General features: G+C 58.0%; 22 protein-coding genes and 3 riboswitches. Of the genes, 1 reads left to right on the top strand and 21 read right to left on the bottom strand.

From position 1 onward, the window contains the following. Positions 1–34: 34 nt before the first annotated feature. From BMX91_RS12710 to BMX91_RS12720, 3 genes are read right to left on the bottom strand one after another with little or no spacing between them, the layout of a single operon-like run. Positions 35–349, bottom strand: a complete 315-nt coding sequence (locus BMX91_RS12710; RefSeq protein WP_092054999.1) for a YerC/YecD family TrpR-related protein — start codon at positions 347–349, stop codon at positions 35–37. A 32-nt stretch (positions 350–381) separates the two neighbouring features. Then, the gene (locus BMX91_RS12715) at positions 382–1,419 is read right to left on the bottom strand and encodes a DUF3048 domain-containing protein (RefSeq protein ID WP_245744449.1); all 1,038 of its coding nucleotides are present in this window, start codon (positions 1,417–1,419) and stop codon (positions 382–384) included. Positions 1,420–1,472: 53 nt separating this feature from the next. Next, positions 1,473–3,203 (bottom strand): adenine deaminase C-terminal domain-containing protein, encoded by a 1,731-nt coding sequence (locus BMX91_RS12720; protein ID WP_092055002.1) that lies wholly within the window; start codon positions 3,201–3,203, stop codon positions 1,473–1,475. Positions 3,204–3,308: 105 nt separating this feature from the next. Here BMX91_RS12720 and BMX91_RS12725 point away from each other — a divergent pair, with 105 nt between their 5' ends. Further along, complete coding sequence (locus BMX91_RS12725; RefSeq protein WP_092055005.1) at positions 3,309–3,758, top strand: YgaP family membrane protein; 450 nt, start codon at positions 3,309–3,311, stop codon at positions 3,756–3,758. 135 nt (positions 3,759–3,893) lie between these two features. Here the strand turns inward: BMX91_RS12725 and purD are convergent, their stop codons facing one another. The 18 genes from purD to BMX91_RS12815 form a co-directional block, all read right to left on the bottom strand. Next, on the bottom strand, positions 3,894–5,153 hold the full coding sequence (purD, locus tag BMX91_RS12730; protein ID WP_092055006.1) for a phosphoribosylamine--glycine ligase: 1,260 nt from the start codon (positions 5,151–5,153) through the stop codon (positions 3,894–3,896). A 118-nt stretch (positions 5,154–5,271) separates the two neighbouring features. Next, a complete protein-coding gene (purH, locus tag BMX91_RS12735; protein WP_092055009.1) occupies positions 5,272–6,807 on the bottom strand; it encodes a bifunctional phosphoribosylaminoimidazolecarboxamide formyltransferase/IMP cyclohydrolase in 1,536 nt (511 codons plus the stop codon). 201 nt (positions 6,808–7,008) lie between these two features. After that, entirely contained in the window at positions 7,009–7,596 is a 588-nt protein-coding gene (purN, locus tag BMX91_RS12740; protein ID WP_092055011.1) for a phosphoribosylglycinamide formyltransferase, read from the bottom strand. Next, positions 7,593–8,663, bottom strand: a complete 1,071-nt coding sequence (purM, locus tag BMX91_RS12745; RefSeq protein WP_092055013.1) for a phosphoribosylformylglycinamidine cyclo-ligase — start codon at positions 8,661–8,663, stop codon at positions 7,593–7,595. The genes purN and purM overlap by 4 nt, the downstream gene beginning before the upstream one ends. Before the next feature lie 15 nt (positions 8,664–8,678). After that, on the bottom strand, positions 8,679–10,100 hold the full coding sequence (gene purF, locus BMX91_RS12750; RefSeq protein WP_092055015.1) for an amidophosphoribosyltransferase: 1,422 nt from the start codon (positions 10,098–10,100) through the stop codon (positions 8,679–8,681). After that, positions 10,076–12,307 (bottom strand): phosphoribosylformylglycinamidine synthase subunit PurL, encoded by a 2,232-nt coding sequence (gene purL / locus BMX91_RS12755; protein ID WP_092055017.1) that lies wholly within the window; start codon positions 12,305–12,307, stop codon positions 10,076–10,078. Before purL ends, purF begins: the two co-directional genes overlap by 25 nt. Continuing rightward, on the bottom strand, positions 12,291–12,977 hold the full coding sequence (purQ, locus tag BMX91_RS12760; RefSeq protein WP_092055021.1) for a phosphoribosylformylglycinamidine synthase subunit PurQ: 687 nt from the start codon (positions 12,975–12,977) through the stop codon (positions 12,291–12,293). The genes purL and purQ overlap by 17 nt, the downstream gene beginning before the upstream one ends. Beyond that, entirely contained in the window at positions 12,974–13,228 is a 255-nt protein-coding gene (gene purS, locus BMX91_RS12765; RefSeq protein WP_092055022.1) for a phosphoribosylformylglycinamidine synthase subunit PurS, read from the bottom strand. Before purS ends, purQ begins: the two co-directional genes overlap by 4 nt. Before the next feature lie 272 nt (positions 13,229–13,500). Then, positions 13,501–14,799, bottom strand: a complete 1,299-nt coding sequence (gene purB / locus BMX91_RS12770; protein ID WP_092055025.1) for an adenylosuccinate lyase — start codon at positions 14,797–14,799, stop codon at positions 13,501–13,503. Positions 14,800–14,815: 16 nt separating this feature from the next. Then, positions 14,816–15,934: a 5-(carboxyamino)imidazole ribonucleotide synthase gene (gene purK / locus BMX91_RS12775; protein WP_092055028.1), complete on the bottom strand. Its 1,119-nt coding sequence runs from the start codon at positions 15,932–15,934 to the stop codon at positions 14,816–14,818. After that, entirely contained in the window at positions 15,931–16,419 is a 489-nt protein-coding gene (purE, locus tag BMX91_RS12780; protein ID WP_092055115.1) for a 5-(carboxyamino)imidazole ribonucleotide mutase, read from the bottom strand. The genes purK and purE overlap by 4 nt, the downstream gene beginning before the upstream one ends. Positions 16,420–16,583: 164 nt before the next feature. Beyond that, positions 16,584–16,683, bottom strand: a riboswitch (purine riboswitch). 168 nt (positions 16,684–16,851) lie between these two features. Then, positions 16,852–17,040, bottom strand: coding sequence for an NETI motif-containing protein (locus tag BMX91_RS12785; RefSeq protein WP_092055031.1), 189 nt, complete (start codon positions 17,038–17,040; stop codon positions 16,852–16,854). Then, positions 17,037–17,564, bottom strand: coding sequence for a DUF2179 domain-containing protein (locus tag BMX91_RS12790; protein WP_092055034.1), 528 nt, complete (start codon positions 17,562–17,564; stop codon positions 17,037–17,039). The genes BMX91_RS12785 and BMX91_RS12790 overlap by 4 nt, the downstream gene beginning before the upstream one ends. A gap of 121 nt (positions 17,565–17,685) precedes the next feature. Further along, positions 17,686–19,026 (bottom strand): NCS2 family permease, encoded by a 1,341-nt coding sequence (locus BMX91_RS12795; RefSeq protein WP_092055035.1) that lies wholly within the window; start codon positions 19,024–19,026, stop codon positions 17,686–17,688. A 101-nt stretch (positions 19,027–19,127) separates the two neighbouring features. Next, a riboswitch (purine riboswitch) is annotated at positions 19,128–19,229 on the bottom strand. A 195-nt stretch (positions 19,230–19,424) separates the two neighbouring features. Further along, entirely contained in the window at positions 19,425–20,978 is a 1,554-nt protein-coding gene (guaA, locus tag BMX91_RS12800) for a glutamine-hydrolyzing GMP synthase (RefSeq protein WP_092055038.1), read from the bottom strand. A gap of 104 nt (positions 20,979–21,082) precedes the next feature. Continuing rightward, a riboswitch (purine riboswitch) is annotated at positions 21,083–21,184 on the bottom strand. A gap of 34 nt (positions 21,185–21,218) precedes the next feature. Next, complete coding sequence (locus tag BMX91_RS12805) at positions 21,219–23,396, bottom strand: DUF4129 domain-containing transglutaminase family protein (RefSeq protein ID WP_092055039.1); 2,178 nt, start codon at positions 23,394–23,396, stop codon at positions 21,219–21,221. Then, complete coding sequence (locus tag BMX91_RS12810) at positions 23,396–24,592, bottom strand: DUF58 domain-containing protein (RefSeq protein WP_092055042.1); 1,197 nt, start codon at positions 24,590–24,592, stop codon at positions 23,396–23,398. Before BMX91_RS12810 ends, BMX91_RS12805 begins: the two co-directional genes overlap by 1 nt. Next, positions 24,589–25,488, bottom strand: coding sequence for an AAA family ATPase (locus tag BMX91_RS12815; RefSeq protein WP_092055118.1), 900 nt, complete (start codon positions 25,486–25,488; stop codon positions 24,589–24,591). Before BMX91_RS12815 ends, BMX91_RS12810 begins: the two co-directional genes overlap by 4 nt. Positions 25,489–25,761 lie beyond the last annotated feature (273 nt).

A 25,761-nucleotide genomic window follows, 5' to 3' on the forward strand; every position in this document is an offset into this window, starting at 1 on the left:
CCCAATGTGCAGAGTCGGAGCGTGGGCGTACCTGTCACGCCTTCTCCTCTTCTTTATCCTCTTCCTCCATGCGTGCCAGAATCTCAACGTAGCCGCCGGAGCCATAATCAAAGCAGCGGCGGACACGCGAGATGGTGGCAGTGGAAGCGCCGGTTTCGTTTTTGATGTTTTCGTATGTGTAGCCCATCTTCAGCATCCGCGCCACGTTCAGCCGCTGCGAGAGCGACTGGACCTCACTGATCGTCGCGAGGTCATCGAAGAAGCGGTAGCATTCATCCAGATCGCGCAGTTCGAGAATCGCCTCGAACAGGGCATCCGTCTGCGGGCCGCGCAGTTTTTCGAGTGCCATGGTCGGCACCTCCTTTATTTCTACTGTATTGGTTACGGCGTATAGATGACATGTGAAGCAGGTGATTCCGGTACGAAATGGACCCAGGTCTTGCCCGGGGCCAGCGGGAACGGCTCTGTCCCGTCCATGACGGCCGGAATCCCGTCGCGGCTTTCCCACTGGTTTTCATAGACCTTGCCGTCCCTGAAGACGAGCGCTGTGCCGCCCGCTCCGAAATCGAGGGCTCGCCGTCCCTGGCCGTCGACGATGCGGTGCGGGACCTGGAGCACCAGGATGTTCGACAGGCGGACCGCCTCGCCGTCATCTAAATCCTCCGTCTCCGCTCCGCCCGACTCCCGGGAATACAAAGATTCTGCCGGATCGAATGCATAGCGGCTCGTGAAAGCGGCATCTCCCCCGTAGCTAACTTCCGCCACCCCGGCCGGTTCTCCGCCGGGCTGTGGTGTTGCATCGAACGCCCAATCCGGCGGGTCAGGCCGGTCCATCCGGAAGCCGCTGTCCTTCGCGCCCTCCATCACTGCGTCGCCGGTAATGTATGAGTTGTGGGGCGCAACACGGTCGGCCGAGCGCATGAACAGCGTGCCGTCATACCGCATGCCATTCAGATGATCGACAACGCCCGTCCCGAGAAGAGCTTCCGCATCCGGGCTATAGCCGTGTGCCAAATACAGCGCATCGTGGGCCGCGGCAAGTTCCACGAAATAATCGCGGGCACTCCTCACGGGACCGATCGACTCCGGAAGCTCAGACTGGTAAAGCGCCAGGAGACGTGTGATGTCCCCCTCTGCCAGCATCTCATAGACGACGTCCGCTTCCGAAAGGCCCGATTGCGGCCGGGCCTTCGGGTGGTTATTGATCGTCGCGATCACCGGTCTCATGTCCGGGGAATCTTCAGATTCCAGACCGGTGAACGGTGCGGTATACGTGATTTCCGCAATCGCCTCATCCGGCTTTTCTTCGTTTTCGGTTACCGGAACATCCCGGTCATCATGTTCTTCAGCCGTACTTTCCGCACAGCCTGCAAGCAGGACCGCGACGGCTGCCGCCGCGATCCAGTTCCTTCTTTTCAAATCATTTCCCCCTATACATGTACACTCTCATCCATGTATATGCCGGCCTTGTCCTATCGCATGAGTGCGGGGAACATCACTTTGCCGTTCATGACATCGTAAATCCCTTTTTGGGTGATGCGCACATATGGAAGATGAGTCGCTTGGAGGAACAGCAGCGTGTAGACGGCATCACCGTGCTTATAGCCGCGCACTTTCAGTTCCTCTTTCATCTTTTTCTCTTCGCTGATCAGCTGTTCCATCGGTGCATTGGACAAAATGCCGCCAAGCGGGAGAGGCAGCTCCGCGACGACTTTGCCGTTTTCCGTGAGCGCCATTCCGCCGCCGATTTCCTTCAGACGGTCGAACGCCAGCTTCATGTCGGCCATGTTCTTGCCGATCATGATGATGTCGCCTGTGTTCGAATAGGACGAAGCGAAGCCCAGGACATTGTCCGCAAAGCCTTTGATAAGGGTGTTCACCCGCCAGTTCCCTTCACGGTCAATCAGGATAAGGAAACTCTGGTCCTGGCCGGAAGGCAGCTTCTGATCGGATGGGTCAACGTCCACGCTGTACGGCTTCGTGATGACATCATTCACCATCTCGACCCCGAACGGGAACGAGAATTGGAAGTCGTTTTCATCCAGCTCGTACGGCGGGTTGTAAGGCTCAATCCACGACCAGTCGATTTCCGGGAATTCATAGGCGTCTTCTCCGTCCCGTTTAAGCCAGACACCTTTGGACAGGACATCCGTCGGAACCGGATTGTCCGGGCTTTCGAGGAAGTTAAGATCGGCATAGCGGCCCGTCGCGATCAGGCCGTGCAGGTTTTCCATGTCGTAGTAGCGCGCGATATTGTAAGTTGCCATCGCGTATGCGTCTTCCGTTTTCACGCCGGCATCCAGCGCGGCACGGATGCACTTGTCCATCACACCATCTTCATGGAAAGAAGGCGTCGAGCCGTCTGTCGTCATCATGAGGTGATCGAAGATGTCGAGGTCCTTCTCGAGGATCCCTTTCAGCATCTCCGGAAGGTCAGGACGGATCGAAGAATAGCGGAGCGTTACTGCGTATCCCTGGAGGATGCGCCTTTCCACTTCTTCTGCCGTCATCGCTTCATGGTCGCCATTCGCCCCGAGCAGGCGAAGCCGAGCGAGCGTACGCTCGGAAGCACCCGGAAGATGAGCCTCGATTTTCATACCGGCCTGCTTGGCGTTCTGGATCCAGTAAAGCATCTGATCATCACCCGCAAGAAGCTTCGGCCACGCGGTAAGTTCGCCGCCCATAATGACGTCCGGACGCGCAATCCATTCGCCGACCGACTGCGTTGTGTACAGTTCCTCTTCGCGGTCCATCTGCGTCTGCGAGTCGAACCGGGACCACCAGTAAAATGAAAACGGCAATTCCTTTAACTGATCGAGAATTGCAAACGCTTTCCAATTCTCCATCGTCAAGAACAGCACGCTGTTGTCTGAGATGAAGGTCGTCGTTCCCCGACGGGATGCATAATCCGCGAAAGAGAGGGGATTATATAGTTGGTATGGATGCACATGCGGCTCGATATAGCCCGGCACGATCACTTTGCCGGAGGCATCGACAACTTCTGTGCCTTCCGTGTTTTTCGGCATGTCCGTGCCCGCATATACGATCCGGTCACCGGAGATCCAAATATTTCCCGAGATCCATTTTTTCAGGATTCCGTGCAGGTATGTAGCATTCGTAATGAGGAGATCCGGCGCACGTCTGCCGTCGATGACTGCAGTGTGGTTACGGAGCTCTCTGATTTTCCATGGTGCGTGAGCCATCGTCGCTGCCCCCTGACTTATCTATCTGTTACTTCATCTTATCACAGTGTGAAAGTGAAAAAAAGACACGCGGCCGAAACCGTGTGTTCGGAAGGAGAATTCAATATGAAACCAACTGACCAAACGATCAACGTCGGAACGAAAAGCGCCTATCTCCGCATCAGCTCCGGCCTGGCAATGCTTGCATGGGGAACTTCCCGCATGGTCCGGGACCCGCAGAGCATGGCCGGCCCGATTCTTGTTTTGTCCGGCGCCTGCAAGACGGCCGAAGGCATCGCCCGCTACTGCCCGATGAAGGAAATGATGAATGGCGGCATGGATGCCATGCTTAAGCCGGAAGTAAGCGGCGGCACGCTGCCCGTATCTGTATCGGAAAGCGGGCAAAGCTCCGGGAATTCCGGCGATGAAGGCGAGAAAATCCAGGCATTCACGTACGGCGGCTTTGACGGAGCCGGCTCGGAACAGAACATCCCGTCCGGCCAGGATGAATCCGCTTACAAAAATAGCGGTGAATCCAGTCAGAATCAGAAAAAAGATCCGATGCAATCCATCTGACGCCCTGGACCCTGTCTGCTTTTTTCTGCTCCCCCGTTAGACCTATTCTATCGTATTTTTCAGAATGTTGTAAGTGGAGAAATTAATAATTCCGCATAAATACAAAGGCCGCCCCAGCACGGGACGGCTTCTTTGTTATTGCATCGCGCGTCTGCCGATGTCGGAGCGGTAGAAGAATCCGTTCCATTCGATCGAGTCGAGCGCGGCATATGCTTTTTCACTTGCTTCCCGGAGCGTTTCGCCTTCTGCGGAAACGAGGATTACACGGCCGCCGTTTCCTGCGAAACGGTCGCCTTTCGCTTTTGTGCCTGCGTGGAAGACATCGAGACCTTCCCCTTCGATCTGCTCGAGATCCGGCAGCATATTCCCCTTTTGGACATCCCCCGGATATCCGTCTGCGGCGATGACGACACCAAGGCGGGCGCCTCCTTCCCATACGGGTTCTGCAGGATTGCCATCAAGCAGGCCGACCAGGAATTCCGCAAGATCGGATTTCAGCTGCGGCAGGACAACCTGGGTTTCCGGGTCGCCGAACCGGGCATTGAATTCGATCGTCTTCGGGCCGTCTTCGGTCAGGATCAGGCCGGCATACAAAATTCCGGTGAACGGCGTGCCTTCCGAATCCATCGCACGGACAGTCGCTTCAACGATCTGTTCATGTGCGAGCCGGATTGCTTCATCCGGCAGATGAGGAACGGGGGAATACGCACCCATTCCGCCCGTGTTCGGGCCTTCATCGTTGTCGAATGCGCGCTTATGATCCTGTGAGATCGGCATCGGGAAGATTTTGCCGCCGTGAACAAAGGACATGTAGCTGAACTCTTCCCCGTCAAGAAATTCCTCGATGACGACACGGGCGGACGAATCGCCGAACTTCCTTGCGCCGATCATATCGTCAACCGCTTCGAGCGCTTCATCGAGAGTCATCGCGACGACGACACCTTTGCCAGCGGCAAGCCCGTCCGCCTTGATAACGATCGGTGCGCCATGTTCACGGATGTAAGCCTTGGCCTCTTCCGCATCGGTGAAGGTCTCGTACTTGGCGGTCGGGATGTTGTATTTCTTCATGAGTTCCTTGGCAAACGCCTTGGAACCCTCCAGCTGGGCAGCGGCTTTGTCCGGTCCGAAGACGCGGAGACCTGCCTGACGGAAATGGTCAACAATACCGCCGGCAAGCGGCTGTTCCGGTCCGACGAAAGTAAGAGCGATGTCCTTTGCTTTAGCGAACTCGGCAAGTTTTTCGAATTCCATAACGCCAAGGGGGACGACCTCAGCGTTATCCCGCATGCCGTCATTGCCCGGTGCGACATAGACTTTGCCGACTGAAGGGGATTTAGCGAACTGGCGGACAAGCGCGTGCTCGCGTCCGCCGCTTCCGATGACGAGTACATCCATTGGGGGGTCACTCCTTATGAAAACAACCTGCTCATCCGGCAGGTTGTTTTCTTTGATGGTGGTGGTGATGGTGTTTGCTTAACGTTCAAGACAGTTTTTCTAACATTCACCCGCGCGATCAGTGCTTAAAATGGCGGATGCCGGTGAACACCATCGCGATGCCGTATTCGTCGGCCTTCTTGATGGAGTCTTCGTCCTTCTTGGAACCGCCCGGCTGGATGATCGCCGTAATGCCGGCTTTGGCAGCCGCTTCGACAGTATCGTCCATCGGGAAGAAGGCATCCGATGCGAGGCCTGCGCCTTTTGCGCGGTCGCCTGCCTGCTCAAGTGCGATCTTCGCCGCACCGACACGGTTCATCTGGCCTGCACCGACGCCGAGTGTGCGGTTGGCGTCCGATACGACGATGGCGTTTGACTTCACGTGCTTGACGACTTTCCAGCCAAGTTTCAGCGCTTCCCATTCTTCTTCCGTCGGTTCGCGCTTCGTCGCAACTTTAATCTCCGCATCATCCAGAGAAGCGATGTCCGGGTTCTGCCTGAGGAGGCCGCCTTCGACGGAGACAGTTGCCCACTCGTCGCGCTTGCCATCCGCTCCGTCCAGTTTCAGGAGGCGGATATTTTTCTTTTGTGTAAGGATCTCGAACGCTTCGTCGGTGTAACCCGGCGCGATGATGATCTCAAGGAAGATGCCGGCCAGCTGCTCGGCCGTTGCCGCATCGACTTCGCGGTTAAGGGCGATGATTCCGCCGAAGATCGAGACAGGGTCAGCATCGTATGCTGCCTTGAACGCCTCGGAGAGCGTTGCCGCCGTTCCGACTCCGCAAGGGTTCATGTGCTTGACCGCTACGGCTGCCGGGTCGCTGAATTCACGGACGATGCCGATTGCGGCATTGGCGTCCTGGATGTTGTTGTAGGAAAGTTCCTTCCCGTGAAGCTGCTCCGCGCGGGCGATCGAGAACTCCCCGCCGAGCGGTCGGCTGTAGAAGGCTGCCTTCTGGTGCGGGTTCTCACCATAGCGGAGCGGTTGCTTGAGCTCGTACGTCGTTGTGACGCTTTCCGGGAATTCCTCTCCTGCGAGATCAGTGAGGTAGCCGGAAATGAGTGCATCATAAGCTGCCGTGTGCCGGAACACTTTTGCAGCAAGGCGGCGGCGGGTTTCAAGTGTGGTCGCGCCGTCATTCTTCAGCTCTTCGAGAACCGCCGGATAATCCGCCGAGTCGACGAGCACTGTGAGATACGCATGGTTCTTCGCAGATGCGCGCAGCATCGTCGGGCCGCCGATATCGATGTTTTCGATGGCGTCTTCGACTGTCACGTCCGGCTTCGAGATCGTCGACTTAAACGGATACAGGTTCACGCAGACGATGTCGATCGGAAGGATGCCGTGCTCCTCCAGTTCGGCCTGGTGGGCCGGGTCATCATGCTTGGCGAGCAGGCCGCCATGGATATACGGATGGAGCGTCTTGACGCGTCCCCCGAGGATTTCCGGGAAGCCGGTCACGTCACCGACTGCGGTGACGGCAACGCCGTTTTCCTTCAGATGATTCATCGTCCCGCCGGTCGACAGGATCTCATAGCCGAGCCCTTCAAGTTCCTTTGCGAACTCGAGGACGCCGGATTTGTCCGATACGCTGAGCAGTGCTCGTTTTTTCACGGTTGGAGCCTCCTTATGTAAATCAGAACGCCGGCTGTTTGGGTGCCGGCGGCTGTTGTAAAATCGTTTGGATTCAGAAGCGGAGCGGTTCGTCACTTTCGGATGGCGGTTCGTCACTTTCAGGGCTGCATTCGTCACGTTCACAGGGCGATTCGTCACTTTCAGACGCTCATTCGTCACTTTCGCCCGTGACACGCTCCCTTATTCCGTGACCGCGCTCTCCGCCAACACTTTCCGCAACGCTTCCTTATAAAGGTCGTGTTCCACCGCATGGATCGCCGCTTCGGTCTTTTCGCGGTCTCCCGCGACGACTGGCACTTCGCGCTGCAGGATCGCCGGGCCGGTGTCCATGCCCTCGTCGACGTAGTGGACGGTAACCCCGGTCACTTCCACGCCGGCGTCCATCGCCTGGCCGATCGCGTCCTTGCCCGGAAATGCCGGGAGGAGCGACGGGTGGATGTTCACGATGCGGTTCGGGTAGGCATCAAGCAGCGTCGGGCCGATCAGGCGCATGTATCCGGCCAGGGCGATCCAGTCGACACCCTCTTCCTGGAGCCTTCCGAGGACCGTGCGCTCGTAATCCGCCTTGTCCTTGTAGGCTTTCGGATTAAAGGCGACGGACGGAATGCGGAAACGCTCCGCCCTTTCCATTACTTTGGCAAGCGGCTTGTCGGTGACGAGAAGCACGACTTCCGCTTCCAGTTCACCGGCTGCAGCCGCCTGTGCAATCGCTTCGAAGTTCGAGCCGCTTCCGGATGCGAAGACGGCGATGCGCGGTTTCCGGCTCATGCCTCCGGACCTCCCGCAAGCGTGCCGTCATGTTCGCCGTTGAACCGGACGCCTTCACCGGTTACGACGCGGCCGATGACCGATGCTTTCTCGCCGTGGGACTCCGCGATGCGGATGGCTTCAGCCGCTTCCGATTCTGGCAGTGCGACGATAAATCCGACGCCCATGTTGAAGACGGAGTACAGATCGCGGTCGGCAAGCTGTCCCTTTTCCTTCAGCATGCGGAACACCGGGAGCACTTCCCAGGAACCGAGGTCGATTTCAGCAGCAAGACCTTCCGGCAGCATGCGCGGGACGTTCTCGTAAAAGCCGCCGCCCGTCACATGCGCCATGCCGTGAACGTCCAGGCTGCGGGCCATCTCCAGCACCGGCTTTGCATAGATCTTAGTCGGCGTGAGCAGCGCTTCGGCCGAGTTACCGAGTTTTTCGTATCCCGGAACCGGCTCGTCCGCTTTGACGCCCAACTGTTCAAAGACGATTTTACGCACGAGCGAGTAGCCGTTCGAGTGGATGCCGCTGGATGCGATGCCGACGAGGACGTCGCCTTCGGCAACCTTTTCACCGGTCACAATATCCTTTTTCTCGGCTGCGCCGACCGCGAATCCCGCGAGGTCGTATTCGTCCTCGGCGTATAGGCCCGGCATTTCTGCCGTCTCCCCGCCGATCAATGCGGCTCCGGCCTGGACGCAGCCGTCGGCGACACCCTTGACGATGGCCTCGACCCGTGCCGGAACAGCCTTGCCGAGCGCGACATAATCAAGGAAATAAAGCGGCTCTGCGCCCTGTGCGACAATATCGTTTACGCACATCGCGACGCAGTCGACGCCGATCGTGTCGTGCTTGTCCGCCATAAAGGCGACCTTCAGCTTCGTTCCGACGCCGTCTGTCCCCGAGACGAGGACCGGCTGGCTGTAGCCGAGCTCGGACAGGTCGAACATCCCGCCAAATCCGCCGAATGCCCCCATGACACCCTTCCGCTGTGTGCGGGCAACATGAGATTTCATGCGCTCGACCGATTCATATCCGGCTTCGATGTTCACGCCGGCCTGTTCATATGCTTTTGACATGCCAGTGGCCTCCTCTTAAACGAGTTCTTTCTCGTGCGGCAGTTTCGTGCCCGCATAGATATTCGTCGGGTAATTCCCTGTAAAGCAGCCGAGGCAGTGGCCCCGGTTCGGATCTTCATCGTTCCGTCCGACCGCCTCGATCAGGCCTTCCGCCGAAAGGAACTGGAGCGAGTCCGCCCCGATCAGTTCACAGATTTCCTCCGGCGTTCGTCCTGTCGCGATCAGTTCGGAGTCGGTGCTGATATCGACGCCGTAGAAGCAAAGTGCGATCAGCGGTGGCGCACTGATGGCGACATGCACTTCCTTCGCCCCTGCATCACGCAACATTTTGACGATTCTTTTCGAGGTGGTGCCTCGGACGATCGAGTCGTCGACCATGACGACCCGCTTGCCCTCGACGACCTGCCTCACCGGGGACAGCTTCATCTTGACGCCGCGCTCCCGCAGTTCCTGGGACGGCTGGATGAATGTCCGGCCGACATAACGGTTCTTGATCAGTCCCATTTCGTACGGGATGCCGCTTTCCTCCGCAAATCCGATTGCAGCGGAGATGCTGGAGTCCGGCACGCCCGTGACGACGTCCGCCTCGATCGAAACTTCCTGGGCCAGCCGCTTGCCGAGGCGCTTTCTGGCCATGTGGATGTTGATGCCGTCGATGTCAGAATCGGGACGGGAGAAATAGATATATTCCATCGAGCAGATTGCCCGCTGTGCCTTTGGCGCGAACCGGTCGCTCCGGATGCCGCTGTCGTCGATGATGACAAGCTCGCCCGGCTCAACCGAGCGCACCGTCTCCGCACCGATCAGGTCGAACGCCGACGTCTCGGATGCGACGACCCATGTTTCCCCGCCAATGCATCCGAGGGACAACGGACGCATGCCGTTCGGGTCCTGTGCCACGTAGAGCGCATCCTCGGTCAGCAGGACAAAGGCGAAAGCACCCTGAAGCTGGGCAAGTGCTTTCTTAAGCCGTTCGTTCTGAGGATAGCTGATGTTCTTTTTGATGAGATGGGCAAGCACTTCCGTATCGGATGTCGACTGGAAGATGCTCCCCTGACGCTCCAGGTGGCGCTTCAGCTCGGAAGCATTCGTGACGTTGCCGTTGTGGGCGATCGCCAGGCTGCCCGTCGTCGAACGGAAAACAAGGGGCTGGACATTTTCAATGCCGCGGCCGCCGTCCGTCGTGTAGCGGACATGCCCGATCGCTGCATGGCCCGGCAGCTTGTTGAGCCGGTCGCCGTGGAACACGTCATTGACGAGTCCTTCGCCTTTTTCGACAAGCAGATGGTCGTCATGCACCGTGCAGATGCCTGCCGCTTCCTGCCCGCGGTGCTGCAGGGCATGGAGGCCGTAGTACGCCATCTGGGCAGCATTGTCATGCCCCCAAATGCCGAAGACACCACATTCTTCGTTTAGTCCGCTGAGTTCACCAAGCATGGGATGGCCCCTTTCCAGGCAGATTCCAAGGCTGTAACGTCTTCTTCGATGTATGAACTGCCGTCCTTCCCGCGAATCACGAGACGAGGGCTTTCCGTGATGGTGCCGACCTTCACTGCATCGCCTGCAAGAGCTTCAAAGCGCGTCGCATTTTCCGGCTTGACCGTAACGAGGAATCGGGATTGGGTCTCACTGAAAAGTGCCGAGACCGCAGACCCTTCAAGGGAAACATCTGCGCCGAACTTCGTACCGAACAGCTTCTCGGAAAGCGCGACCGCAACACCGCCTTCCGCGACATCATGCGCGGAGCTGACGACGCCTTCGCGGATCGCTGTAAGAAGCGATTCCTGGCGGGCTGCTTCTACATCAAGGTCGATGGCAGGCGCCTTGCCCGAGATCTTGCCGGCGTTCTGCATCTTCTGGAGCTCGGAGCCGCCAAATTCGGTCTTTGTCTCGCCGATCAGATAAACGAGGTCCCCTGCCGCCTTGGCCGTTTGGGTCGTGGCATGCTTCAGGTTTTCCACGAGGCCGACCATGCCGATTGTCGGAGTCGGATAGACCGGTTTGCCGCCGCGCTCGTTGTAGAGCGAGACGTTTCCGCTGATGACTGGTGCATCAAGTGCGAGACATGCAGCGCTGATGCCGTCCGCGGACTTTTCCAGCTGCCAGAAGATTTCCGGATTGTCCGGGCTGCCGAAGTTCAGGCAGTCCGTGATGGCGAGCGGCTTGCCGCCAGAGCAGACGATGTTCCGCGCCGCTTCTGCGACAGCAATCTTGCCGCCTGTTTCCGGATCAAGATAGATATAGCGGGAATTGCAGTCGGCAGTAATGGCGAGCCCCTTCTCTGTACCGCGGACACGCACGACGGCTGCATCCGAACCCGGGGCAACGACTGTGTTGGTACGGGCCTGGTGGTCGAACTGGCTGTACACCCATTCCTTGGACGCAATCGTTGGCTGTTTCAGGAGGGAGACGAGTGTTTCCGTGTAGTTGTCCACTTCCGGCTCCTGCTGCTCCATCTCCTGGAACTCACGGAAGTAACCCGGCTCGCGGGATGGCTTGTTGTAGACCGGCGCATCCTCCGCCAGTGCATCGGCAGAGACTTCCGCGACGACTTCGCCCTTGTGGAACAGGCGCAGCATCTTGTCGTCCGTGACATGGCCGATCGAGACCGCTTCAAGGTCGTATTTGGCGAACAGGTCAATGACTTCCTGCTCACGGCCTTTCTGTACAACGATCAGCATGCGCTCCTGGGATTCGGAAAGCATCATTTCGTAGGCCGTCATGTCTTCATCGCGCTGAGGGACGAGGTCAAGGTTCATCTCGATCCCGAAGCCCGCCTTCGACGCCATTTCGGCGGAAGAAGACGTCAGGCCGGCCGCTCCCATGTCCTGTATGCCGATAAGTGCGTCGGATTTGACGAGTTCAAGGCATGCATCCATCAGGAGCTTTTCCGTGAACGGATCGCCCGCCTGGACCGGCGCGCGTTCCTTGCCCGGGTCATCCGAAATTTCTTCCGATGAAGAGGTCGCGCCGTGGATGCCGTCGCGTCCTGTCTTCGCTCCGACGTACATGACGGTGTTGCCCACGCCGGCAGCCAAGCCGCGCTGGATGTCCTCGTGGTTGAGGAGGCCGATCGCCATCGCGTTGACGAGCGGTTTGCCCGCGTACGAAGGATCGAACTGGATTTCACCTGCGACCGTCGGGATGCCGATGGTGTTGCCGTAGCCGGCGATTCCCGCGACAGCTTCTTCGAACAGCCAGCGGTCACGGTCATTGTCGAGTTCTCCGAAGCGGAGGGAATTCACTGCCGCGATCGGCTGTGCGCCCATTGAAAAGACGTCACGGAGAACGCCGCCTACACCTGTCGCCGCGCCTTCGTACGGCTCGATCGCCGACGGGCTGTTGTGCGACTCCATCTTGAAGACGACGGCCTGGTTGTCGCCGATGTCGACGATGCCGGCGCCTTCCCCTGGCCCCATGAGAACCTGAGGGCCTTCGGTCGGGAACTTGCGGAGGACGGGCTTGGAGCTCTTGTATGAGCAGTGCTCCGACCACATGCTGGAGAACAGGCCGGTTTCCGTGTAGTTCGGCAGGCGTCCGAGAAGTTTGACCGCCATTTCGAATTCTTCCGTCGTCATGCCCATCTGTGCATAGATCTTTTCATCGCGGATCTGTTCCGCCGTCGGCTCAAGCTTGGTTGGCATGGGATTCCCTCCACTCTTTCACGATCGATTTGAATACGTTCAGTCCGTCTTCGGAGCCCAGGATGGACTCTGCTGCCCGCTCGGGATGAGGCATCATGCCGAGGACATTGCCCTTTTCGCTGATGAGTCCCGCGATATCGCCCACGGAGCCGTTCGGGTTGCCGTCAGAGTATACGAAGACGATCTGGTTGTTTTCTTTGAGTTTGCTGTAGGTCTCTTCGTCACAGTAGAAGTTGCCTTCGCCGTGGGCGATTGGGATGTCGAGTTCCTCGCCCTCGGTGTACTCGCTCGTGAACATCGTGCGGCTGTTCACGACCTGAACTTTTACGGAGCGGCAGACGAACTTCTGGTCCCGGTTCTTGAGGAATGCGCCCGGCAGCAGGCCCGCTTCCGTCAAAACCTGAAAGCCGTTGCCCACGCCGAGGACTGGCTTTCCGTCTTTAGCTGCGCCGATGATTCCTTCCATGACAGGTGCTGTGCGCGCAAGTGCTCCCGCACGTACTGCGTCGCCGTAGGAAGCGCCGCCCGGCAGGAGGATCGCATCATAGGCGGACAGGTCGGTTTCCTGGTGATGGACATATTCCGCCTGTTCACCGAGGACGTCGGTTACGGCATGGTACAGGTCGAGGTCGCAGCTGGCTCCCGGAAACTGGATGACGGCGAATTTCATGCCTCTTCAACCTCCAGCACTTCGTATCGGTAGTCTTCAACGTTTGCGTTTACGAATAGCTTTTCACACATTTCCCTCACGGCTGTGTCGAGATCTTGCCCCGTGTCTTCGATCGTCAGTTCGATGTACTTGCCGATGCGGACGTCTTTTACGTTGTCATGGCCTGTTGCGTGGAGGACGTTGATGGCTGCAGTCCCCTGCGGGTCGATTACACTTTCACGGAGCGTCACGTACACATTTGCTTTTTTCATTTTGGTTTGGCCTCCCAATTGTGAGTGTGTGGTGGTTGATCGTGCATGAACGATCTTCGCTTCGGGCCTCGCTTTCCGCGGGCGTTGCCTTAGCCGGCGCCAGTACGGAGACTGGCGTCTGTGCGCATCGCGAAGCGTTGCGCAACATCCGGGGTCTTCGGCTAACGCTATTCCCGCAGGAGTCTCGGCCCTACGCTCAGACCCTTCCGGTTAAATCAAATAGATCCAAACTTCGCTCATTCACTGTTTCAAGCTGTTACATCCAAATCAAATCAGTCATTCAGCCCGCAGCGGTCGAAGATGTCGTCGATGCGCTGGAGGTGGTGGTTGTAATCAAAGGCGTCGTCGAGTTCTTCTTTGGTCAGCTTTTCGGAGATGACCGGGTCAGAGTCGACGAGTCCCCGGAACGGGACCTGTTCTTCCCAGGCCTGCATCGCGAGCGGCTGGACGGTGTCGTAGGCCGCTTCGCGCGCCATGCCTTTGTCGATGAGCGACAGGAGGACGCGCTGGGAGTAGATGAGCCCGAGCGTGCGGTCCATGTTGCGCTTCATGTTTTCCGGGAAGACGGTAAGGTTTTTCACGATGTTGCCGAAGCGGTTCAGCATGTAGTTCAGCGTGATCGTTGCATCCGGGATGATGACGCGTTCTGCGCTTGAGTGCGAGATGTCGCGCTCATGCCAGAGTGCTACGTTCTCAAAAGCGGTGACCATGTAGCCTCGCATCAGGCGGGACAGGCCGGTCATGTTCTCGGAGCCGATCGGGTTGCGCTTGTGCGGCATTGCCGACGAGCCTTTCTGGCCCTTCGCGAAGAATTCCTCGACTTCGCGCGTTTCGGACTTCTGGAGCCCGCGGATTTCAACGGCAAACTTCTCGATCGATGTCGCGATGAGCGCAAGTGCCGAGATGTACTGGGCATGGCGGTCACGCTGCAGGGTCTGCGTGGAGACCGGCGCAGCTGCGAGGCCGAGGTGTTCGCAAACGTATTCCTCGACGAACGGCGGAATGTTGGCGAATGTACCGACCGCACCGGACATCTTGCCCGTCTCGATCACGGCTGCCGCCGCCTCGAAGCGCTCGAGGTTGCGTTTCATCTCTTCGTACCAGAGGGCCATCTTCAGGCCGAACGTCGTCGGCTCCGCATGCACGCCATGAGTACGGCCCATCATGACGGTGAACTTATGCTCTTTTGCCTTGACGGCGAGGATGTCGATGAAGTTGTGCAGGTCCTTCCGGATAATCTCGTTTGCCTGCTTGATGCGGTACGAGAGCGCGGTGTCGACAACGTCTGTTGACGTCAGGCCGTAGTGCACCCATTTGCGCTCTTCCCCGAGCGTTTCGGATACCGCGCGGGTGAATGCGACCACGTCGTGGCGGGTCTCGTTCTCAATCTCTTCGATGCGCGCCACATCAAACGATGCATTCTCGCGAAGCTTCTTCACGTCTTCTTTCGGGATGTCGCCAAGCTCAGCCCATGCCTCGCATGCGAGGATTTCGACTTCCAGCCATGCATTGTACTTGTTTTGTTCTGTCCAGACATTGCCCATCTCGGGGCGTGTATAGCGTTCGATCATTCAGGTTTTGCCTCCATTAGTTCCAGATTCCGCTTTGGTCAATCCGGCGAAGTGTTTCTTCATTATCTTCTGAAAGGATGGTCACATGGCCCATCTTACGGTTGTGCTTGGCCTCGGCCTTGCCGTATAGATGAATGGACCAGTCCGGCTGTTGCGGAATCGCATCGAGTACCGGTGCGACGTGCTGGCCAAGCAGGTTCACCATGACCGCCGGGCGGTGAAGTTCCGGCGTGCGCAGCGGCCAACCGCAGATGGCCCGGATGTGCTGGCCAAACTGCGAGACCGTGCACGCCTCGATCGAGTAGTGACCCGAGTTGTGCGGGCGAGGCGCAAGTTCATTGATGAGGATGCCGCCGTCTTCAAGGACGAACATTTCAACAGCCAGTGTCCCGATCAGATCCAGATGGTCCGCGATCTGTCCGGCCGCTGTGATGGCGGCCTCAGCCGTAGCATCCGCGATACGTGCCGGGACGATCGTCTCGTGCAGGATGTGGTTCTTGTGGATATTCTCCTGTACCGGCAGGCAGCGGGATTCGCCGTTCGTGCCGCGCTGGATGATGACCGAGATCTCCATCTTGAACGGAATGAACTTCTCGGCCACGCATGCGGAATGGGTGAACAGCTCTTCCGCCCCGGCCAGTTCAGATTCCTCCTTCAGGATGACCTGCCCCTTGCCGTCGTAACCGCCCCTTGCGGTCTTCACGACACACGGGAAGCCGATCTCCCCGATGCGTTCCTCCAGCTCCGCGAAAGTCTGTGCTTCCACATACGGCGCAACCGGTGCCCCCGCTTCGCGGATCGCCGCTTTTTCCGCGATCCGGTCCTGGGTGATACGGATGATCTCCGCTCCCTGAGGCACGTATGCTTTCTCGGCCAGGCGCCTGAGGCCTTCATAGTCGATATTCTCAAATTCAAAGGTGATGACATCGCTCACTTCCGCCAGGCGGTCGAGCGCTTCCTCATCGTCATACGGTGCGACGATTTTCACGTCGGCCACCTGTCCGGTTGGAGAGTCCTCCGCCGGATCGAGCACCGCGATGCGGAAGCCCGCCTCCTTGGCGGAGAGGGCCATCATCCGGCCAAGCTGTCCGCCGCCGATGATGCCGATCGTCTGTCCGGGAAGAATCGTGGTCATACAAGATCACCTGTGCTTTCCATGGATTGTTCAGCCAGCCTGCTGCGCCGCTCTTCAATGCGTCCGCGGAGCGCTTCGTCATGCACCGCAAGCATCTGTGCCGCAAACAGGCCGGCGTTCGTTGCGCCGGAGTCGCCGATCGCCATCGTAGCGACCGGTACGCCGCCCGGCATCTGGACGATCGACAAAAGTGAGTCCATGCCGCTCAGTGCCCGCGACTTGACGGGCACCCCGATGACCGGCACGAGCGTTTTCGCAGCGACCATCCCCGGCAGGTGGGCAGCGCCCCCCGCTCCCGCGATAATCACTCCGATACCGCGCTCCTGTGCCTGTTCGGCATAGGTGAACATTTCATCCGGCGTACGGTGCGCGGAGACGACCCGCTTTTCGTAGCCGACTTCCAGTTCATCCAGAATGTCGCATGCCTTTTTCATCGTTTCCCAGTCGCTTTTGCTTCCCATGATGACGCCGACTTTCACGTCCATTGCAATCGCTCCTTCCGGCAGGTTGCCGCTCAAAAATAAAAGCCCCGAATAGACCGCTTCCTATTTAATAGGAGGAAAGCAGTCGATCCGGGACCTGAACATGTTCAGATAAGACGGTTGCGTCATGATGGTTTCCATGCGTCGCACACCTTCCGTTCCGAGTCCTGTAATCCGCTTTCCCGCATAGTCCCGGCATTCCGGTGCCGGGGTAGAGACTCCGAGGCCGATTCCTCGGGATATATGGGGAATGTTCTTAACGTGTTTCATTTTAACAGTGGTTTTTAATGAAGTCAACGCTATAACCGAACAATTAATTTTACAATCTCATCTATTGTTCGTATTTGTTCACTTATTAAAATGAAAGCGCTATAGTGCTTTCAGGATTTTCCCGACATTAAAAAATCCCGGTGCAAAAACACCGGGACCTGCATGTCATCCTTCAATTCTGACGCCTTTAAAACGGATACGCTGCCGCACGGGAACGGGTTCTCCATCCCGCTCCTCGAAGACCGGTTCTTCCTTACGGCCTGCGGCCATATAGCCCTCTTTCTGCATGCGGTCGAGGCACTGCCCGATCGTCTCGCCTTCTTCCACTTCAAACCAGACCGTCTTTTTGCTCATTTGAACAGCTTTCCTTTCCGTACCTGTTTCACCCAGAAGCCGCCGTGGATGTTGCGGGCTTCATACGTGATGATGAATGCTTTCGGATCGAGTTCTTTGATCAGCATGTACAGCTTCAGTTCATAGCGCTTCGGTGTCAGGATCTGCATCGCGTGGCGCGCACCGTCACGGCCGTTCGCTTCCCAGTCGGTGATTCCATAGCCGTTTTCCCGGATCACGCGGACCATCTTGCGCTCAATGTCTTCTGTGATGACATTGACCATGACATAGCCAAGTGCCAGCTTTTCTTCGATAATGGAACCGATGATGACGCCAAGCCCAAAGCCTAATGCGTAAGCGATCAGGTTCTCTATTTCATTCAGGTTATCCAGAACCAGGCCGAGTCCGACCACATAAATGACCATCTCGATCACGCTAAGCCCGGCAGCCGCATAGCGGTATCCCTTCATCGTCAGTATGAGCCGGATCGTATAAAACGTTACATAAACGACGTTGATCGCAAAGATGATCAGCACCATCGTCATATCGAATCATCCCTTCCCTTCATGCAAATGCCCACTCATCTTATCGGAACTGTCCGGCATGGACAAGGGCACAGATTAAAAAAACCGCTCCCCGCCGGCTGGCGAGTGAGCGGCTTATTCTTCATCTACCCTGCACAAAGACGAAATACGCAACAAATATGAGGAACAGTGCGTACATGATCGGGTGGATCTCCTTGCGGCGGCCCGCCAGGATCATCGTGATCGGGTAGAAGATGAACCCGACGGCGATTCCTGTTGCGATCGAGTAGCCAAGCGGCATCATGATAACCGTGAGAAATGCCGGTACGGCGATTTCAAACCGGTTCCACTCGATATGGCCGAGTGCCGACACCATCAGTACACCGACGATGATGAGGGCAGGTGCCGTGACGGCTGATGTGATGACCGACAATAGCGGATAAAAGAGCAGTGAGATCAGGAACAGAACGCCTGTGACAACTGCGGCGAACCCGGTCCTTGCACCGGCCGCAACTCCGGCAGTCGACTCGACATAGGAAGTCGTCGTCGATGTACCGAAGATTGCGCCCGTTACAGTCGCCAGCGAGTCGGCAAGAAGCGCCTTGCCGGCACGCGGCAGCTTGTCACCCTTCATGAGCCCGGCCTTCTGGGCGACAGCGATCAGGGTTCCCGCCGTATCGAAGAAGTCGACGAACAGGAAGGTCAGCACGACGACGAGGAACTGGATCGTCATGAGCGATGCCGGGTCATTCATGAGCGGCTGGAATGCCGCGCCGAATGTCGGGCTCACATCAGGAATGGAGCCGATGACGCCGTCTGGAATGGGAACGACCTTGAAGATCATGCCGACAACTGCCGTGATCAGCATTCCGAAGAAGATCGCGCCCTTTACATTCAGCACCATGAGGCCGACTGTGAGAATCAGACCGAAGATGGCGAGCAGCGTCGCAGGCTGCGACAGGTCACCGATACCGGTGAGTGTCGCGTCATTGTTGGCGATGATGCCCGCGTTCTGGAAACCGAGAAAGGCGATAAAGAGTCCGATCCCCGCCCCGACCGCGAACTTCAGCTGCGCCGGGATGGCATTGATGATCATCTCACGCAACCCCGTCAGTGACAGGATGATGAAGATAATCCCGGAGAACAGAACACCGGTGAGCGCCGTCTGCCAGGGAATTCCGTACGTGAGGATGACGGTATAGGCGAAGAACGCGTTCAGGCCCATCCCCGGTGCCAGGCCGATCGGATATTTGGCGATGAGCCCCATAAAGAGGGAACCGACGGCCGCCGCGAGCGCGGTGGCGACAAACACCGCTCCGGCATCCATCCGCATGTCCGCCGGAAGATCCGGAACGGACTCGAGTGACAGCGTGAGCGGGTTGACGACGAGGATGTACGCCATAGACAAGAACGTCGTCAGGCCGCCGATGATCTCGCGGCGGTAGTTCGTGCCAAGCTCATCGAAATTGAAAAAGTTTTTCATGAGTGCCTCCATTTTTGTCCGTCCACCGAAAACAGGAAAAGGACATGCAACAATTTGTCGCATGCCCTACCGGAAAGGAGGCGCGCCAAATGCAAAATACAAATAAGCACGCCCCCGATCGTAGTCGAGCCATTTACGGCGGCTCGGTAGAAACTTCCGGACCCTATCTCCGGTATTATACGACGGGTAAATTATATTTGATGATAAGGAGAGTATAGCGGAATAATGATAGGTATGCAAGAGAAAAACGAACATTACCCGTTTTCCAATGGGTAATGTTCGTTTTTTGATTATTCCTTATAGACGGACTAAGTGCCAATAGGCTTTTGTTCCGTCCAGCTGCACGGGCCAGCCCCTCGGGGTCATAATTCAGGGCTGATCGGCCCGCTCCGCTTTTGTTACTCCCATTCAATCGTTGCAGGTGGCTTGCTTGTGACGTCGTAGAGGACGCGGTTGATGTGGTCCACTTCGTTCACGAGGCGCGTGCTGATCTTCTCGAGCACGTCCCATGGGATGCGTGCCCAGTCGGACGTCATGCCGTCAATCGATGTGACGGCTCGGATGCCGATCGCGTAATCGTAAGTACGCTCGTCGCCCATGACACCGACGCTGCGGATATCCGGGAGCACGGTGAAATACTGCCAGATGTCGCGCTCGAGTCCGGCTTTCGCGATTTCCTCGCGAAGGATAAAGTCGGATTCACGAACGATTTCAAGCTTTTCTTCCGTGATTTCGCCCAAGACCCGGATGCCGAGGCCCGGTCCAGGGAACGGCTGGCGCCAGACGATTTCATCCGGAAGGCCGAGTTCCGAACCGAGTGCCCGCACTTCATCCTTGAAGAGCGTGTTCAGCGGTTCGATAAGTTTGAATGTCATGTCTTCCGGCAGGCCGCCGACGTTGTGGTGGGACTTGATTGTCTGGGCGGTCGCGGTGCCCGACTCGATGATGTCGGTGTAGAGCGTGCCCTGCGCCAGGAAGTCCATGTCTGTCAGCTTGGCAGCTTCCTCATCAAACACATAGATGAACTCGTTGCCGATGATTTTCCGCTTTTTCTCCGGATCCGATACGCCGGCCAGCTTCGAAAGGAAGCGTTCCTGTGCATCGATCTTGATCACTTTCATGTCGAACTTGCCGACGAACGTCTCCATGACGCTGTCCGCCTCGCCCTTTCGGAGCAGGCCGTGGTCCACGAACATGCATGTCAGCTGGTCGCCGATCGCACGGTGGATAAGGGCCGCGACGACAGAGGAGTCCACCCCGCCGCTCAGCGCGCAGAGAACCTGCTTGTCGCCGACTTCCTGGCGGATTTTTTCGATTTCAAGCTCAATGAAGTTGCCGATCGTCCAGCCGCCTTCCGCCTTGCAGATGCCGAAGACGAAGTGGCGGAGCAGGTCATTGCCGTTGACGGAGTGACGGACTTCCGGGTGGTACTGGACCGCGTACATGCCGCGGGACGGGTCTTCCATTGCCGCAATTGCGCAGCTCGGGCTTGTCGCCACTGTCGTGAAGTTTTCAGGAACCGCCGTGACGTGGTCGCCGTGGCTCATCCAGACAACCTGGTCGGATGGCTGGTCCTCGAACAGGGCTGCGCCTTCTTTGACGTTCATTTCCGCTTTGCCGTACTCGCGGCGGGATGACCTTTCGACGTTGCCGCCAAAGTGATGGGCCATAAGCTGCATGCCGTAGCAGATGCCGAGTACCGGGATGCCGAGGTCAAAGATGGCCGGGTCGACGGTAAATGCCGTTTCGCCGTATACCGAGTTCGGGCCGCCGGAGAAGATGATGCCGGCAGCATTCATCCCTTTGATGTCTTCTGCGGTAACGGTGTGCGGGTGAAGTTCGGAGTAGACGCCGAACTCACGGATGCGGCGGGTAATGAGCTGGTTGTACTGGCTGCCGAAATCGAGGACGACGATCTTTTCCTGTTCCAGCAAGAGGGATTCTGCAGACACGTGTATTCCACCTTTTCCTGTCGGACCGGGTCAAAATAAAAACGCGCAGAAAAAGCTTCCGCGCGTTCTCATCTCCATCCAAAAAGCGGATGCCTCGTGCACGCACGTATAGCATCCGCCTTCATAGACAGGCCATTTACGGCGGCCTGGTAGAGACATCCGGACCATATTTCCGGACTTATATGAGGGCGACCCGGTCTATCCGATTTTTAGTCAGTTTACCCCTTGCCGCCCCGAAAATCAACTGATGGTCCTGTTGATTAAATTTTCCCAACTTTCCCTGATTGCCCTCTCCTCACCGACGGCGTCCCTGCCGCCATAAAGGACCGCTTCGTACGCCTCGGTCAGCCGCTTCATGTCATCGCCGCCAAAGTGGGCATCGACTTCCCGGGCATAGGTGGAAAGCGTCTTGCCGTCCTCTTTCGGAAGGCCGTAGCTCCGCAGTCTTTTGAGCAGCCGGGCATATGACCGCTCGAATTCACCGCGGTCGAGCGCACGTTTCCTGAAGCGCGCCACCATCACTCTCGGAAGCCATTTGTCCCTGAGGAGGAAAGCGGCAAGTACAGCCGCCGCGAGAACGGCAAGCGCGATATAGATCACGCGGCTGTTTTCCGCGATCCGGTCCCCGAGGGATTTCCAGAAGCCGTCCCCTTTGGCTGCTGCCGGCGTTTCTTCCTCTTCGGCTTCTTCCGGCTGAGCGGACTGTTCCATCTCCTGTGTTTCTTCTTCCGTCATTTCCTCCAGATCAAGATCATAATCGATGCCGCCTGCGCCGTCGAAGCCGATCGTCGGCTCAAACGGCATCCAGCCGACACCCGGCATGTACGCCTCAACCCAGGAGTGGGCATTGTTGTTCGTCACTTCAAACTGCCGGCCGGCATCACTGCGGCCGATCTCCTCGCCTTCGTTGAAGCCCTTGACCCAGCGGGCCGGCACACCGGCCGAGCGGAGAAGGACGACCATCGACGTCGAGAAGTGGTCACAGTAGCCGCGCTTCGTCTCGAACAGGAAGTGGTCGGTGAAATCCTCGCCGGTTCCCGGGGATGCGACGTTGGCCTGGTCATAGACAAAGCCGTTCTGCCTGAAGTACTGCTCGACCGCACGGGCCTTACCATAGAGCGTCTCTTCCCTGCCCGTGATTTCAAGTGCCAGGTCGTGCACGCGCTGGGGCAGACCGTCGGGAAGCTGCAGGTATTGTGTGAACTCCTCCTGCGGCAGCGTATCCGGAGCCGTGGCCCGGAGAGCGGTCAGGCTGTATGCCGGCTCATCGTAAGTAACGCTGTAGGCATCCAGCACAGCGGGGGCATTGTTTATGAACGGGACGACCTTCCCCGTACCCGCTTCCTGGAGGAACTCGGCCTCTTCAGGTCCTGAAGGTGCTATCGCCCCGTAAGGCCTGACGATGAATTCAAAATCAAGCTGCATCGAAACAGTCGCCGTATCCTCGCCGCGGGTCGTCCCGGCAAGGAGCGGCTCGTCGATCGGCCGGCTTCCGCCTACCGGAAGCAGTTCCTGCTCCTCCGAGGAATGGATCCATCCTCTCGACGTGTACGTGTCTTTCGTCTCGACCTTCCAGTATTGGCCCCGGTCGGCCGTTGCCTCGAACACGACTGTGTCGTCTCCGATAAACGGGCCGCCGAGCATCGAATCGTCTTCACCGTAGCCAATCTTCCCGGCATCACGGCCAAGACCGTCGCCCGCCCCTTCGGCAAACGACTTGATAAACGGCACCGGGTCCGGCCAGGCGGGATCAGACTTCGGAAGAAACTGGCTCACCGCGCCGGCCACCGTGACCAGCACGAGCAGCGGGATCGTCATCACCAGGAATGCCGGCAGGCCGGGCCGCTTACCCTGCCCATCCGCAAGCTTTGCGAGGAACGTGAGCCCGAGCAGCAGGAAGCCGATCACAAGGACGCGGAGAATTGCCGCGTCTGCACTGTATGGACTGAACGTATCCAGGACCGTGATGAAGATCACCGTCATCCCGTAGAAAATAAGGACAGACATCTTCACGTGGATCCAATACTGGATCAGGTAGGACGCCATCCACAGCAGTGCGAGAAACAGCACTGTCCGGAACGGATCGGTAATGCGGCCAAGCTCGCCCGTGACGAGGAGCCCGGCATTCTGCAGAAGGTCACCCAGGACAAACGACACCGACGTAACAGGCGTCGCAGGTCCGTCCATATGCGCATGGGCGATAAACCAGCCTGCATAAATCAGCTTCACCGGCCCGGAGAGCCACCAGGGCACACCGAAAAGCGGGAAGGCAAAACAAAGACCGACGAAGATTACAAAGAGTGCCAGGTGGCCCGCCCCGGTCAGTTCGATGATCGGGACAAGCCACTCCCTGACGAGGAGAACCACCAGAACATAAATGAGGCCGAGGAAAATCCGGTCAACCGCTTTCTGGTTCATCAGCGCGCACCTCCCCTTTCCGGATCCGCAAAGTCCCGCTCCGTGACAAACCGGACATCAAATCCGGCGGCAATGGCTGCACGTGCGGCTTCCATGCCCATGCGGCCCGGGTGCTCGCCCTTCCCGAGAACGGAAAAGAGGATACCGCCGGATGCCTGCGGGGCTTCCCGGAGAAACGCGGTCACCCATTCTTCCGTAAGCGGACCCGTAATGACCGTCATCGTACGGACCGTCGCGAGCGATCGGCTGTCCGCCGGAGGCAGATGCCCGCCGGAGGCAGAGGGCCTGAACCGCGCCAGATGCAGCATCGCGGCCCTAAGGCTGTCCGGCCCTTCCACCCGGGGAATCGCCGCGCCCGCTTCCCCGAGGCTCAGGAAGCCGGAAGCCGAGCGGGATTCGACCGCCTTTTTCAGTATGGACGCCGCGAAACCGACCTGCTCCTCGAATTGCGGGGACGGCGAACCGTCCAGGACGAGCAGAAGGTCCTGCGCCCTGCGGTCCTCCAGTTCCTTCGAATGAAGCTCGCCAGTCCGGGCAAAAGCCGGCCAGTGGATCCGGGAAAGCCGGTCCCCCGGCTGGTAATCCCGTATCCCCGTGGCAACGGACGACTCCTTCACGGAAGCGAATGATGCCGCCGCGCTGCCACGCTCTTCGGAGGCAGCGGAGGGAACTTCCCGCATGTCGGTCACCTTCGGAAGCACGGTGACGGTCTGGCGGAGCGGGATGAAATGACGTTTCCTCATCCAGCCGAAAAAGTCGGATGCTTCGATCTCGATTCCTTCCAGCACATGTTCCCCGCGCATCAGCGGACCGGTCTCATAGGACCAATCCTTTTTCCTGCGGAATCCCCAAAGAAAAAGAGTGGTCGGCATCGGTAGCTGTGCCGCGCTTCCCGGAATCTCTTTCACAGTCACATAAAGAAGCGGAAACATGAATCGCCGGCCGAAGCGGACAGTCGACCTGAGCGGGCTCCCGTAAGGAATCTCCCGTCGCCCGACTTCCCTCTCCGCAGTAATTGCCCGCAGCGGATAAAAGTAAAGGAAAATACCGTACAGGCCAAACGGCAACACCATATAAAACACCGTCCAGCTGACAACGCCCCCCTGGAATTGTGCATAGGCAAACACCCCGACCAGAACGGCGAGGATTCCGATGAGGCGGAGCATCGGTCCCGCCTTGCGGAGAAACGGCTTCATCGTGTGCCCGCTCTCCGTACAGGGACCTTCGTTCTCGTGACGATCCGTTCCACCAATTCCTCTGCATCAATTCCCTCATAGCGCACTTCCGGCTGGAGAATCATCCGGTGGCTGAACACATACGGCGCGAGATGCTGGACATCATCCGGCAGTACATAATCGCGGCCCTTCAGGAACGCGAGTGCGCGAGCGGCCCGCATAAGCGCGATCGACCCCCGCGGGCTCACACCAAGACGGATATCAGGGCTTTTCCGGGTGCTTTCGGCCAGATCGACGATATAGCCCTTCACGGTGTCATCCACCGAGACTTCTGCCGCGCGGATGCGGATGTCTCTCAGCTCATCCAGCGTGATGACAGGCTGGATCCGGTCAATCGGCGGCTGCTTTTCCGCGCGGCGAAGCACTTCCACTTCGTCTTCGCGGACCGGATAACCCATCTTCACCTTCAGGAGGAAGCGGTCAAGCTGCGCCTCCGGAAGCGGATAAGTGCCTTCATGCTCGACCGGGTTCTGTGTCGCCATGACAAAGAACGGGTCCGGGAGCGCAAGCGTACGGCCGTCGACCGTAACGGAAGCTTCTTCCATCCCTTCCAGAAGGGCAGACTGTGTTTTCGGCGACGTCCGGTTGATTTCATCGGCCAGAACAATGTTCCCCATGATCGGGCCGGGACGGAACTGAAACTCCATCTCTTTCGGGCTGTAGATCGAGACGCCGATCACATCGGACGGCAGCAGATCCGGGGTAAACTGAATGCGCTTAAATTCTGCCCCGACCGACCGCGCCAACGCACGCACCATCATCGTTTTCCCGACGCCGGGGACGTCCTCGAGCAGCACGTGCCCGCCGGCAAGAAGGGCGACCACGCTCAGCTCCGCCACATCACGTTTTCCGATCATCACTTCCTCGATATTTTCAATGACTTTAAGCAGCTTTCGGTGTTCTTCCACTATCGGGTTCCCCCTGTCTCTATCCGGTTTCCCGGCCGGTCTACTGGAAATTATTTATACTGATTTCAGTTTAGAGGAAGGCAGGGCATGGGTCAATCTGAGGGGGCGGTTAGACTGGTGGATTCATTGAAATGAGTGGTCTGCCCGGGACGAATGGCGTGAATAGCGGGCGTCAATGACGAAACTGAGCTGTCGAATGACGAGACTGGGAGCCCCAATGAC

It is taken from the genome of Bhargavaea ginsengi (genome assembly GCF_900109165.1).
Lineage (GTDB): Bacteria > Bacillota > Bacilli > Bacillales_A > Planococcaceae > Bhargavaea > Bhargavaea ginsengi.